This window comes from Falsihalocynthiibacter arcticus (assembly GCF_000812665.2).
GTDB classification, from domain to species: Bacteria; Pseudomonadota; Alphaproteobacteria; order Rhodobacterales; family Rhodobacteraceae; genus Falsihalocynthiibacter; species Falsihalocynthiibacter arcticus.
This window is the reverse complement of sequence record NZ_CP014327.1, coordinates 1,948,634-1,960,946: the sequence shown is the minus strand read 5'-3', so window position 1 is coordinate 1,960,946 and position 12,313 is coordinate 1,948,634. Positions and strand designations below refer to the sequence as shown.

Genomic DNA, 12,313 nt, shown 5'->3' with positions numbered 1-12,313 from the left:
GCTAGTCAGATTGAGAGGCGTCGATGAGGGCTTCCATGTCTAAAACCACCACGGTTTGCGGCGTGTTAAGGGCAATCGTGCCCTCTTTGCGCAAAAGGCTAAACATCCGACAGACAGTTTCGATGGTCAGACCCAAAAAATCAGCGATATCGGCGCGACACATCGGCAGAGAAAAATCGGTATAGTTGCTGCTTGGTGTGCCCGTCCGTAGAGATAAGACACAAAGGAACGACGCGACCTTTTCCATCGCTGACTTGCACGCGAGCATCATGACATGGTCTTGCATGCTGCTAATTTCACGCAAGGCCGCCTGCATTAGGCGATGCTGTGTTTCAAAATCACCCTTTGCACTCTCAAGTTCACTGAGTCGGTGTGCAATGACCTCCGCTGACGAAACCACATCGCAGTCCGTATGATAAAAATCGCCATTGGGAAATCCAACAATGTCGCCCGGCAATCCAAAGGCTATAACTTGTCTGCGGCCGTTCGCAAGCACGCGGGCCAAACGCAAAACCCCCGACTTAACCTCATAAACATGCTCAGCTTTATCCCCTTCCCGAAATAAATTCGCACTTGATGGAAATCTTCGAATATTTGGCGCATTCGTAAGAATTTTACGCGGGACTTTGAAAAACGGTGTATATGAAAACGGTTGTTGCTCCATCGAAAATGTAACGTACATGCTAGTTCCCCCCAGAGAAATGACCTCCCATTTTCGCAGTATATCGTCGCATCCGATCTCGCGGTTTCGTAACGGTTTGTATCAAATTGTATCAAAACCTCGGGAAAACAACCTATAGCTAGCTATTTGCCAGCGTTTTCAGTATTGTCTCTTAATATTCTCAGTCCGAATTATGACAGGGCGTTCTCAGTGATTTCAAAGAGTATCCTCGTTGTTGATGATGACCCTAAGGTTCGTGCACTTCTTCGACGTTGCCTCGAAGAGGGTGGGTATTCGGTGCGCGAGGCGAGCGACAGCGACGGCGTTCGGGACGCATTTTCAAAGAGTATCCCCGATTTAATGACGCTGGATCTGAACCTTGGCGCAGATGACGGCTTGGATATTGCGCGCGATATTCGCCGCTCGCACAACGTTCCAATCATTATGGTGACGGGCAAAGATGATGTGATCGACCGCATTGTCGGGCTAGAGGTTGGTGCCGACGACTATCTGCCCAAACCTTTTCATGTCAGGGAAGTTTTGGCCCGTGTGCGCTCCGTTTTGCGCCGTTCTGACGGGCAGGTTCCAAGCCATTTGACACATGAACCGGGCGCGTCATCAAGCACCGCGCCGCTCAACCTTGACGGTTTGACCGTTGACCTTGATCATATGATCCTAAAAGACCGAGATGGCAAAATCTGCGATCTTACAACGGCCGATTTCAAACTCCTCGTCGCCTTTTTGAACCATCCCAAACGCCCCCTATCGCGGGATCGCCTGATGGACCTCATTGACGGGCCACAATGGGCGCCCCTTGATCGCACGATTGACAACCAAGTCGCGCGTCTGCGTAAGAAGATCGAGCGCGACCCCGCCACTCCACTCCTCATAAAAACAGTGCGCGGCATTGGCTACACCCTAACGGAAACTCCCACAACTAAGAGTTAGTCGTCCTCCAGTAGCGCCTGAAGCGCTTCGACTAGCTCGGCTTGGCGATAGGGTTTGCGCAGAATTTTGAATTCTTCACGAACCCGCCCCCCCAATAACACGCCTTCCGAGAAACCAGACGTTATCATCACATGCACATCAGGCCTGTGTTTTACGACGTTTTTAGCAAGGTCATATCCCGACAGTTTCCCGGGCATAACAAGGTCTGTAAAAACCAGATCAATATCGTCTCGGGCCTGTAAAATATCCCACGCAATATCGCCCGAAGTCGCGGTGATACATTCGAAATCAAGCGCCAAAAGACGTGTTTGGGACAAACGCAGGACACGCGGATCATCCTCAACCACAAGCACAAGCACACGTCGACCTTCTCCAATATTTTGAAACTTATAATCAACAGTTTCTGTCAGAGTCTTTAGTTCATCCACCCCAATCAGCGCAGGAAAGTAAAGGTTGATTGTCGTGCCTTTTTTGAGTTCGCTATAGATCGTCAGATGCCCACCCGATTGCTTCACAAAGCCATAAACGAGCGAGAGTCCCATGCCCGTCCCTTTGCCAACGGGCTTAGTCGTGAAAAACGGATCAATGGCATGGCGTTGCGTCTCGCGCGACATACCCTCGCCGTTATCACTGACAGACAAGCGGATGTAGTTGCCAATTTCCACACCGATTTCCTGCGCCATATAGGTGTCGTCCAGCGTAACATTCCGCGTGTCGATATGAATCCGCCCCCCCTCGGACAGCGCGTCGCGCGCATTGAGGGCCAAATTCAAAATCGCAGTCTGAAATTGTGTCTTATCGGCGCGCGTGGGCCATAGATTGTCTGCCAAATCCGCTTGGATATTGATGCGCGCAGTGATGGTCCTTTTCAGAATTGCCATGGAGTGTTTGACGACATCGTTCATCGCGATCACTTCGCAGGTCAGGGCACTTTTACGCGAAACCACCATCAACCGAGACGTAAGATCCGCCCCCAGTTCAGCAGCCTCCAGCGCATCCGAAATCAACGCCAACCCTTCCTCATTTTCTGACTTCATTTGGAGCAGTTCGAGATTGCCGATCACGACCGTAAGAAGGTTGTTAAAATCATGCGCAATCCCCCCCGTCATTTGGCCGATGGCTTCCATGCGTTGCGACCGCGCCAAGGCCTCTTCGGTCGCCTTTCGGCGGGTCAAATCATGCACGATTGCAACGAAAGCGACATCGCCTTGGATATCGGCCTTTCCAATGGAAACATGTAGTGGGAAAACGGTTCCGTTCGCGCGCAGCCCTTCAACGTCGCGGCCAGAGCCAGTGATCTCCTTTTTGGCAGTCTGGAGATAGGTGGTAATAAAATCTTCATGCCGTGCCGCCGTGCCGCCAGGAACAAGGATGCGGGCGTTTTGGCCGATCAGTTTGTCTATGGGCCAGCCGAACATTTCCGCCGCTGCTTTGTTGAGGCGCAAAATGACACCTTTGCGGTCGGATACAATGATTGCATCAACCGCAGCGTCCAGCGTCGCAAGCAGCAAGGCGCGGTCATCAATTGTCAAACTGGGGTACCCCCGACAAGCTTACTGTTAATAAGCCAATGAATAAGCATTTAACAAATCTGCCACGAGACCGCCTAGCTTACTAGCCAATTTCTTGCGTAACACGCAAATAGGCGAGTAAATCGGAAAGCGTAATCACACCAACAAGGCCATATTCACCTGCAACAAGGAATTTGCGGCGACCCGTTTTCAGGATCTGTTCCATCAAATCACGCCCCTGCATATCGGGTAAAACCGTGTTTTCCTCTCTGGTACTTTCGATCACATCTTCCACCGTTGTCGTGGCCCAGTTTTCGCGATCAATGCGCTGAACCAAAGGAAAATCTACATAGCCAAGAAGGGTGTTGTTCTCGATTACGGGCGCAAAGATGACTCCGTGTTCCAAAAAGACGCTATCCACCACCTCCGACAATGTTTGGTAGGGCCGCGCCGTCCAAGGGGCACGGGTCATCAAATCTTCGACCGTCCGCGCGCCCAGCGCAATCTCAGTTTCAAGCCGCGCAAGGGCCGCGCGCGACGTGGCCAGCAAGAAAAGCCCGATCAGGATCGGCCAGAGACCCACAGCCAAATCGCCTGAGAAAGCCGCATAAAAACCAAGCATCATAAACATATAGGCAAAAACGGCCGAAACCGTTGTGGCATATCGGGTCGCCGCCAACAGATTGCCTGAGCGTGTCCAAAGCCAAGCGCGGTACACACGTCCGCCATCCATCGGAAATGCAGGCAGTAAGTTAAAGATCGCTAGGACGAGGTTGACGGTCGCCAGATATTGAAAAACCAATTGCGCCGCCTCAGGAAATCCAACAACAGTCAAAAATTGAACGCCTCCCCAGAACCCCAAGGCGATACACAGACTCGCAATGGGACCAGCAATCGCGATCCAAAATTCACTCCGACCATCCGTTGGTTCGGTTTGCAGTTCGGCGACCCCTCCGAACAAAAACAGCGTAATCCCGTGTATATTAAGGCCAAAGCGTCTTGCGACAACCGCGTGAGCGAGTTCATGAAGGATCAAGGAGCCAAACAGCCCCAGCATTGCGATCACTGCCAGACCCACAAGTGTTGATGGGTCCGCCAAGGGTAGTTTGCTTGGAAAATAGCCAGTCGCAAGGCTCCAAACGATCAATGTCGCAATAAGAAGCCAGCTTGCATCCACTTTGATATCAAAGCCATCGATGCTTGTAATCTTAACACCCTTACCCCACATGCGCGCGCCCTCTCGACCTCGATCGCACAATGGATCTCAACCAATTGGCCATCGTTTTTCGGGCGCATGCGTTCAGTGGCGAGCCTGTAAGCGTGCTAAATCCGACGAGAACACTCATCGACGTTTTCTGGCCCTGCAGAGTTCTCAATCCGTTTTGCATCTGTTTTCTTCCCCGCCCATTGTCCACATGAGCGCGCTGATTTTCGCCTCGCAGTTTGCGCAGGTTTTTCAGTGCCGCCATTGAGCGAGATCAAAACTTTGAACTTTCTGCCCCAATACGCGCGAGGCATGAACTGATACAAGGGATTTGAAAAAACAGGTTTCTTTTGATCTGCACCCAAATTTGGCGGGCAGTCCTCAAACCAAACCCATAGGTTTGTGCAGGAGATTTTACACTGATCAAGACGAAAACTCAATATCGCTATATTCTGCATTTGTTCGCAACAAAACTCGAAGGAGACCAAAATGGACCGCAAGACCGAAACCTCGAAAAAAACACCAGACGCCTTCGATCCGCTTGCTGCCTTTAGGCCGCTGACCCCCGTCAGCTGGATGGGAACCACATGGTTCGAAAATCTAGCCAGTTTAGGGAATGAGATCACTTCTTTTGTGGCCGAACGCATTAAAGAGGATGTCCAGACGCAGCATGCTTTGTTGCACTGTAAATCAATTTCCGAAGCCCAGCGCGTACAGGCGCAATTTATGCAAAAAGCCTTCGACCAATATCAAGTCGAGACTGGGAAACTGATCGAAATGAGCGGAGAGATGGCCGTAAAAGCGCGCCCTAACCAGTCATCTAAAAACTAGGACCATCGCCGCCACTCCACGCCCCATATCGAAACGACGGTTGATCCATGTCATAAACGGAAACCTCCGCAGCGATATGGTCAGAGGGAAATGAGGAGTAGGAGACCTGCCATGAAACCCGTCGTGACTTGGGCCGTTCTTGCAAATGCTGAGATCGCGCATGTTATGAAAAACAACGGCCCGGGAAAAGGGTTTGTCAGTGAGGCTGGCAAGACATGGCACGCCGATCCGCCCCTAGAATATAGTGACGCAGCGGGTATGGGCCACAGCAGCCATGGGCATGCTAATGCGGCAAAAACTCGGCGCGATCCTGCCGCCTTGGCGCAGGCCAAATTTGCAACCTTCATTGCCGCCCAACTGGCCCATGGGTATCGCGACCGGAGTTTTGATCGGCTGATCCTTGTAGCAGCGCCACATATGCTCGGGTTATTACGTGCAGCCTTGCCAGACACCATCAAAGAAACGGTAATGGGGGCGGTGGACAAAGACCTCACAAAAATCGCGCCCAAAGACCTATCCAAACATCTTGAAAATATCATTGCCGCATAAAGCGAAAGGGCGGCCATTTTCCAAGTATGATCAAGCCTGTAACAGTTGATTTAGATCAACGCCTCAATCCTGTGAAACGGCATGATAAAAGCAATCCGAATATAAGGAATGCCACTATGAAAAACGCCACACTCCTCGTGGTGGTTGGTAGGTCGGCCTCGCCTGTCGATCTCAAACCGCTCACCGACCCCGCAAGGGAGCATAACCTGCATCTGAGTGTGTTGGTGTTAGGAGCGGTTCCGCCAATTCCCCTTTATACCTACGAGGTTGGAGCGTTTAGCGGACAATCCATTGCCTATGATTGGCATGGCGAAGTCGACAAAACAAATGCCGAACTGGACCAAACGCGCCTACAGATTGAAGAGTACCTCGCGACACAAGGGGTGAGTGCGGATGTGAGTATAGTGAGCGGCGAAGCGGTCACATTGCCCGACACTGTAGCCCGTCGGGCGATGGCTTGCGACCTGATGGTTTTTGCCAATGAATTACGACAGGACAGCGATCTCTTTAAGGGGTTGCTCCGTGTTACCCTTTTTCAAGCGCCAACGGGTGTATTGCTCAATGGGACAGGGAAAGCGTCCTCCTTGCAACCCGAAACAGTTTTCGTCGCGTGGAAAGTTGGGCTTCCCGCTGCGCGCGCCATTCGGACTGCCCTTCCGATCCTGCGGGCCGCCAAGAACGTGACCGTCGCAATTTTCGATCCGATGACCAATCAGTTGCGCGACGGTGAAAACCCCGGCTCTGACGTCGCGCGTTGGCTCAGCCACCAAGGGTGCAATATTACCATCATGCAATATCCAAGCGGCGGGGAACCCGTCGGAACCGTTCTTCTCAAACGGGCCAAAGAAGCTGGGGCAGACCTGATTGTCATGGGGGCCTACGACCATTCGCGCCTGCGCGAGGAGATTTTGGGCGGTACGACGAAAACCCTAATTGAACAACAAGATTGTGCCGTCCTCCTGAGCCATTGATGCAACCCGCGCACGAAAGGCGACCCACCGATGAAAGACCCTGAATTAGACATTCTCATCAAGGAACTTGAGACGCAAACCGATCTCACCGTAGCCGATTTCGATGGTGTGGCGCATGGGATGGCCTATCTTTTACCGGACGCCGTTGACACGGATATTAGGCTAGCAGAACGCATTGGTACCACGGATGAGGCGATGCGTATTGCGGATGACGCCTTTCCCGACTGGTCCATAAATTCCCAGGGACCAACGAATGACAAAGACGGCCATTGGACCTGCACATTGCGCGAAAATGATCCGCAGGGCGAGGCACCGATGACCACGGGCCGATCCCCCATTTTGGCGCAGGCGGTCCTTGCCGCGACAATGCGACTGGCAATGACCCTCAAATAGGGATGACCCCTCGAAAAACCCAATTCATGTTCTGAGCATCAATCGCCGTGAAAAGACCTGCACTCATTGTGCAAATCTTGGGTGAACCCCAATGTTGGGTCTTTGACATACACGCTCGCAAGAGGCCTGCCTCCTTAATTGGCCGTTCAATAGGGGAGCGGCGGCGCGTTCGCGGATATGTCACAAGGCCTATTCCTGTGTGAAGCGCGGTCAAAGTCGTTCAGCTTATTTGCTTCGGGCGTCCTCCCCAACCTCCCAATCACACTCTTTCCTGCCATCGGCACTTCCGACAGCTCCGTTTCCTCTTTGGACAAACGGAACGGGTTTTTCTGTTGGCTGCCTATGACCATCCCCGGTCAGTAATCCCAATCAGAGGCGCAGTGGGTCGGTGGCCACCCTTGAAGGCACTGGGATATGATTCTTACAAAGGGCAAGTTTCGAACCCGGTAGTTTTGTCGCTCCCTTGCTAGAGGGTTTTTATGCGCGTGGTTCGGGTCATTTCGAACGAAAAACCCAGTACGTTTATACTAGCTGATGGGTACAAAAATCCAATTTTGCCCCAAAATGTTGACCGCGCGGTAGACACGTATATTTTGTGGACCGTTTGCTTGTTTGGCCAGCCGTTTTCGCCATTTCCTCCGCAATTGATCCCAAGAAGGGACAATTGGCTAATTCGAAGTATAGGCATTTGAATTATATAGAAAAAATGTAGATTTTCGTGGCACTTTCCAACGGGATTCCCGCCGTTTTCCAAGCTAAATTTATGAGGCAGATCGGGGAGGAACCCGCAACGCATACCAAGTTCAACACCTTAATTATCAACTCTATGGAGGAAATTATGAAAAAGATTTTTGCAACCGTCGCTGTTTCCGCACTTCTGTCAGGCGCAGCTTACGCACAGAACATCTCAATCGTCGATCAGGGCGGATTTTTCAACAACCAAACCACAATGCAGGCTGGGGCTAACCTCGCGATGACAGGTCAGTACGGTCTTGCCAATGGCGCCTTCACTGGTCAAAACGGTTCCGGAAACTTTTCTGGCACATTGCAAGTCGGCGGATGGAATGGCTCGGTTACGACTCAAGCTGGTCATCTAAATGCTGCGGGAACCAGCCAATTTGGTACAGGTCACTATTCCAACACCAATCAAGTTGGTGTGGGCAACGGCTCCAATACAATTCAAGTGGACGGCGTTTCGCCACACTAACCATTAAAATGCAGGGGCGGCATTAAAAATGCCGCCCCGTGTGACCCTATACAAACACGTTTGCCATGCCGAATCGGATCTCTTTAAAATTTTTTGTTAGGTAGTCAGGCTTTCTAAAGAGAACTGTTCAAGTCAGGCTAACCACAAATTTTATTTCTTTGAAAAAAGGGAGGATTGACGATGCTCAGGATCTTTATCACTGCGGCGCTGATAAGCGCCCCACTCTCCGTATTTGGACAAAACACGTCAGACACAAATCAGACCGGAGACAACAACGAAGCTACAACAACACAAGCTGGTGACAATGATGCACACACAACTCAGGTTGGAGATAATAACAGTGCGTCCATTGGTCAGAACGGACGCTGGAACTCAGCATCCATCGCCCAAGTTGGGGATAATTTTAGCAGAAGCGTAAACCAGAATGGAAATTATCAGGGGTACGGAAGTTTTCAATTCTCCGCACCACGATATACCGGTTCGTTTTCTACATACTCTCAAACATGGGGGAGTGGTGGCGCAACGACGACGCTAGAATTCGGAATCAACAACTAGCAGGTCAATTTGATCATTTCTCTAGGCATTTTGTGCTCACAAACGAGGTGATCGGTAGACCGCGTCGGTAAAACTTCAACCGGCGGACAAGTTATGAGTTACCTGGGCGAGCGAATTACAGTGCAAAAAATCGTTGCGCCTCGTTAACCCAGGAACCAAATTATCCCGTAAAAAGGGGAGCAGAGAAGATGCCCGTATCAGTTTTGGATATTAACGGCGCTCGTCACCCTTCGTGGCACAAGGCGCTGGTTCTTTTTTTGGTTATCGGCGTATCGACACTTTGCATGATACAAAGGGCAAACGCCATGAGCCAAACAGAAAAATCGGCCTTGGGAGAGGTACAGACAGAGAGTTCCTCTGGGAAACTCCACTGTGAGATAACAACCAAAACGGTGTCGCAGAATCTTCAACTCCGTGGCGTGGTCTGGTCGGGGGACAAGGCCGCGGGGAGTTACAGTTTTGTCGTTACAAAACAGGGAGTAAGTGGCCGCTCCAACATTGCGCAAAGTGGCTTGTTTGACGTCGCACCGGACGAGCGAAAGATTGTCGGAATGGTCATCGTCAATGCCTTGGCCGGAGATCGCTATCTGGCGCGATTGTCAGTTCGCTCAGGCGGAAACGAGGCCGCCTGCGATACCACGCTAGACTAGCCCGGACTGTGACAATCAGGTCGGGCTTTCAGAGTTTTAAGGGAGGTTAAAAGAGAAAAACTATACTCAGATTGAGACCCGAGCCGATCATCTTCTTTTTTTGGATCGAATGTGTGCGATAGGTATCGCCGTTCCCTGACAAGCCGACGGATGATCCTGCCGTGGTTATGTTAGGACTGCCAACCGTCTCAAATTGTAAATACGGAACATCCGACATGTAATCCAAATAACCACCAAAAACGATAATCGCGCCGTTCTCGGCAACATGGGTTAATGCACCAGTTAACCGGCCAACGCGTGAGGTGCCATTCAAGGATTTGCGCTCGCCGGGAATGGCCGAAGCAGATCCCGCGAAATTCACCAGCTCCATCGTTTCAGATTTGGCATTGAACTTTGTCAGTCCAGCTTCCGCCCCAAAATTGATGCTCCAAGCGTCGTTTATTTTTCGCGTGAGGCCCGCCCCCAAAACGGCACCATAGTATTTCCCGTTTAGCTTCCAGTTATCTTCCATTGTTACTGTCGGAATGGAGGAATCCGATCCGCGATTTCCGTCAATATTAATGGTCGTGCGCGTTGTATTGCTGCGATCAAAACTACGATAGTTCGGCCCGATTTTGGGCGACAAAATCCAGTTCTCATCCAGTGAAAAACGCTTACTCAGGTAAAGCACCTGATTGGAAAATTTGATATTGTCCTCAACCGTGGTCGTGATGGTCGTGGTGTTGCTTTCATTGCCCGTCCCCATGAACGAAACGCCCGTCGAGTCAAACATTCCCCCATAGGACGTGGCGGTGATCGCCTCGCCGTCTGTGGTTAATGCCGCATAAATACCGCCCGCATCCGTCATCGTTGTGGCAAACTGCGCCACGGAGTTTCCGGTTCCGAAAGGCGAAAATGCAGAACTGAAAATGGTCGCCGTATCCCCTGAATTATCTGTGATTTGCACCGCCGCCGCCGCGGTGGGGCCAGTGGCACTGATCTCGGTGGAGAGGTCGATTGTGCCCACGGGGCTTCTTCTGGGCGCATAAACGTAGGCATCGGATCCCTGCATTTCGGTGCTAGACGTGAAGTTCGACCCCCACGCCCACGATCCACTCCACTCCAAATAAAACGGTGCAACGTCGTCACTGTCGATTTTAGCAGCAAGTCCGAACCCTACACTGGGGCCCGTCACGTTGAATTCGTCCGATTGGGACATATCCGCAAACCCAAACGTCACGCCGCTTCCAAGCGCTGAAAAGGGACTCAGGAGGTCTTGATCAAAGGTTTGAGAATGGGCCACGGAGCCAGAACAGATCATCGCGAGGACGAAAAATTGGGATTTCAACGATCACTCCTACAGTATCAGGTCACATGCCATCACCAAGCCCCCCCGTAATACGATGGGCCCAAAGTGACGCCTGCGAGAGGCTATCTACCTCTAGAGTGTCGTCGTGAGTGCCAATCGAGTCAATAACGCAACGAGTTGTGGTTGCCGGTTCGTCTTGGTTTTCTTCATTATAGAACCGAGGTGATTGCGCAGCGTTTGTTTCGCCAAACTCTGCTTTTGCGCACAGTCCCCGATTGTGCACCCCTCCAACAACAGCGAGGCCAATTCGGCTTCGGCATTGGTCAGTTTGAATGCATTCCAAAGTGCGCTGTGACTTAGTTTAAGCGCCTCCGTTGTATCCTGAATAATCAGAGCCAAGCGAGCACCTTGCTTTTCATACACGTTACGCGAGTTTAGGCGCTGCGTCGAGTTCGCTCCGAGTTTGGTTAACGAAAGAAAGATCTGTTGTGACTTTTCGGCATTGGGCAGGGAAAACAGTTCGGTGCTGTGCTGAACTCCGGCTCCCATCCGGTTCACCATGGCTCGAAACTCCAACTCGGCGTCCAAATTGGTGGCATGAAAGATGCTGTCGGCACTAATGAAAAATGTATCCATCCTGTTGGCCAAAAGTTCGGCGCGCTCATTCATACTGCGAACGCGGCATTCCGTGTCAACAATCAGAACCGGAAAAGGAAACAGCTCAAGTACATCATTGGCCATTTGTGTGCTCAACGGAAAGCGGCTTTTGAGGTACATAATTTTTGCCGCCCGCACGAGATGCGGCCCTAAAGATTCCAGCAGGGCCGTCGCGTCGCGCCGTGATTTCGCGTCTGTTGTTTCTGGAAACCGAATTTCCAAAACCAGCTGTCGGGTGCGCTGTCGATGAAGGACGATCCCTGACGCGTGGACCATTGCCCCCATCGTCGCATTCCATATGGTCAATCCACGTGAAGCGATTTGCTCCTCTCGCGACATGAGTTCACCGTCTTGGTATATCTCTCCGAGCCGCTGGTGCCACTGGCGCTCAAACCACGGATTATCAACCGCCAAGTTCGCCATCGACGCCACGACAGCATTCGTCCCCAGCCCCTTGTGCAACATGAAATTTCCCGGCAGACGCACAGTATCCTGTCCGAACAACACAACCGCCGTCCCTGGCAAGAAATGAGAAACGACATCCAAAATCGTATCTAAGAGCGTGTTTCGAAGCGCCGAATCGTAAATGCGTTCGAGTGTATCAGACGTGTTTAGAACTAAATTTTTCACAATACATTCCACTTTTTGAACATTTAGAAATGTCGCTCGACACGCAAAAAATGATGTTTCTGAAAACATTGCTATCGATCGTACGCGAGATTTCCCCCAGACTTGCGCGTAAAGCCGCAAGCTCCTACATCTGTCAAATAGTTGGATTCATGGGCACATATCAAAACCACCAACGTGCAAGCAATGAAAAACGCCGCAGGTTTTCTTTGTGGTTACTGTATGAAAAGTTGATTTCGGTTCGAACGTCCCTTGGCCCGA

General features: G+C 51.3%; 13 protein-coding genes. 8 read left to right on the top strand and 5 right to left on the bottom strand.

The window, feature by feature from the left end:
- Position 1: 1 nt before the first annotated feature.
- Complete coding sequence (locus RC74_RS09760) at positions 2 to 682, bottom strand: helix-turn-helix domain-containing protein (RefSeq protein ID WP_062628193.1); 681 nt, start codon at positions 680 to 682, stop codon at positions 2 to 4.
- A 189-nt stretch (positions 683 to 871) separates the two neighbouring features.
- Between RC74_RS09760 and RC74_RS09755 the strand changes: the two genes are divergently transcribed.
- Positions 872 to 1,609, top strand: coding sequence for a response regulator (locus tag RC74_RS09755; RefSeq protein ID WP_039001351.1), 738 nt, complete (start codon positions 872 to 874; stop codon positions 1,607 to 1,609).
- On the opposite strand, the gene RC74_RS09750 is transcribed toward RC74_RS09755, so the two are convergent.
- A complete protein-coding gene (locus RC74_RS09750) occupies positions 1,606 to 3,141 on the bottom strand; it encodes a PAS domain S-box protein (RefSeq protein WP_039001352.1) in 1,536 nt (511 codons plus the stop codon). The two genes, RC74_RS09755 and RC74_RS09750, sit on opposite strands and share 4 nt — an antisense overlap.
- 82 nt (positions 3,142 to 3,223) lie before the next feature.
- Positions 3,224 to 4,348: a site-2 protease family protein gene (locus RC74_RS09745; RefSeq protein WP_039001353.1), complete on the bottom strand. Its 1,125-nt coding sequence runs from the start codon at positions 4,346 to 4,348 to the stop codon at positions 3,224 to 3,226.
- Between the two features lie 465 nt (positions 4,349 to 4,813).
- Here RC74_RS09745 and RC74_RS09735 point away from each other — a divergent pair, with 465 nt between their 5' ends.
- The 7 genes from RC74_RS09735 to csgH all read left to right on the top strand — a co-directional run bounded on the left by RC74_RS09735 (position 4,814) and on the right by csgH (position 9,480).
- Positions 4,814 to 5,155, top strand: coding sequence for a phasin family protein (locus RC74_RS09735; RefSeq protein WP_039001355.1), 342 nt, complete (start codon positions 4,814 to 4,816; stop codon positions 5,153 to 5,155).
- A 111-nt stretch (positions 5,156 to 5,266) separates the two neighbouring features.
- Positions 5,267 to 5,704, top strand: a complete 438-nt coding sequence (locus RC74_RS09730) for a host attachment protein (RefSeq protein WP_039001356.1) — start codon at positions 5,267 to 5,269, stop codon at positions 5,702 to 5,704.
- A gap of 116 nt (positions 5,705 to 5,820) precedes the next feature.
- Positions 5,821 to 6,675 carry a universal stress protein gene (locus RC74_RS09725; RefSeq protein WP_052274728.1) on the top strand — a complete coding sequence of 285 codons (855 nt, stop codon included), beginning with the start codon at positions 5,821 to 5,823 and terminating at the stop codon, positions 6,673 to 6,675.
- 30 nt (positions 6,676 to 6,705) lie between these two features.
- A complete protein-coding gene (locus RC74_RS09720; RefSeq protein WP_039001357.1) occupies positions 6,706 to 7,068 on the top strand; it encodes a hypothetical protein in 363 nt (120 codons plus the stop codon).
- 838 nt (positions 7,069 to 7,906) lie between these two features.
- Entirely contained in the window at positions 7,907 to 8,275 is a 369-nt protein-coding gene (locus RC74_RS09705) for a hypothetical protein (RefSeq protein WP_039001360.1), read from the top strand.
- Between the two features lie 180 nt (positions 8,276 to 8,455).
- Positions 8,456 to 8,830 (top strand): hypothetical protein, encoded by a 375-nt coding sequence (locus tag RC74_RS23735; RefSeq protein ID WP_039001361.1) that lies wholly within the window; start codon positions 8,456 to 8,458, stop codon positions 8,828 to 8,830.
- 305 nt (positions 8,831 to 9,135) lie between these two features.
- Positions 9,136 to 9,480, top strand: a complete 345-nt coding sequence (gene csgH / locus RC74_RS09695) for a curli-like amyloid fiber formation chaperone CsgH (protein WP_156477435.1) — start codon at positions 9,136 to 9,138, stop codon at positions 9,478 to 9,480.
- A gap of 46 nt (positions 9,481 to 9,526) precedes the next feature.
- Here the strand turns inward: csgH and RC74_RS09690 are convergent, their stop codons facing one another.
- Together RC74_RS09690 and RC74_RS09685 are read right to left on the bottom strand one after the other, a co-directional pair.
- Positions 9,527 to 10,807, bottom strand: a complete 1,281-nt coding sequence (locus tag RC74_RS09690; RefSeq protein ID WP_039001363.1) for a hypothetical protein — start codon at positions 10,805 to 10,807, stop codon at positions 9,527 to 9,529.
- A 93-nt stretch (positions 10,808 to 10,900) separates the two neighbouring features.
- Complete coding sequence (locus RC74_RS09685) at positions 10,901 to 12,055, bottom strand: helix-turn-helix transcriptional regulator (RefSeq protein WP_039001364.1); 1,155 nt, start codon at positions 12,053 to 12,055, stop codon at positions 10,901 to 10,903.
- Positions 12,056 to 12,313: the final 258 nt, after the last annotated feature.

What these genes read in the sequence shown, in the direction of transcription:
- RC74_RS09760 (WP_062628193.1), bottom strand. Translation starts at nt 682, where the DNA reads ATGTACGTTACATTTTCGATGGAGCAACAACCGTTTTCATATACACCG.
- RC74_RS23735 (WP_039001361.1), top strand. Translation starts at nt 8,456, where the DNA reads ATGCTCAGGATCTTTATCACTGCGGCGCTGATAAGCGCCCCACTCTCC.
- RC74_RS09735 (WP_039001355.1), top strand. Translation starts at nt 4,814, where the DNA reads ATGGACCGCAAGACCGAAACCTCGAAAAAAACACCAGACGCCTTCGAT.
- csgH (WP_156477435.1), top strand. Translation starts at nt 9,136, where the DNA reads ATGAGCCAAACAGAAAAATCGGCCTTGGGAGAGGTACAGACAGAGAGT.
- RC74_RS09745 (WP_039001353.1), bottom strand. Translation starts at nt 4,348, where the DNA reads ATGTGGGGTAAGGGTGTTAAGATTACAAGCATCGATGGCTTTGATATC.
- RC74_RS09725 (WP_052274728.1), top strand. Translation starts at nt 5,821, where the DNA reads ATGAAAAACGCCACACTCCTCGTGGTGGTTGGTAGGTCGGCCTCGCCT.
- RC74_RS09730 (WP_039001356.1), top strand. Translation starts at nt 5,267, where the DNA reads ATGAAACCCGTCGTGACTTGGGCCGTTCTTGCAAATGCTGAGATCGCG.
- RC74_RS09720 (WP_039001357.1), top strand. Translation starts at nt 6,706, where the DNA reads ATGAAAGACCCTGAATTAGACATTCTCATCAAGGAACTTGAGACGCAA.
- RC74_RS09705 (WP_039001360.1), top strand. Translation starts at nt 7,907, where the DNA reads ATGAAAAAGATTTTTGCAACCGTCGCTGTTTCCGCACTTCTGTCAGGC.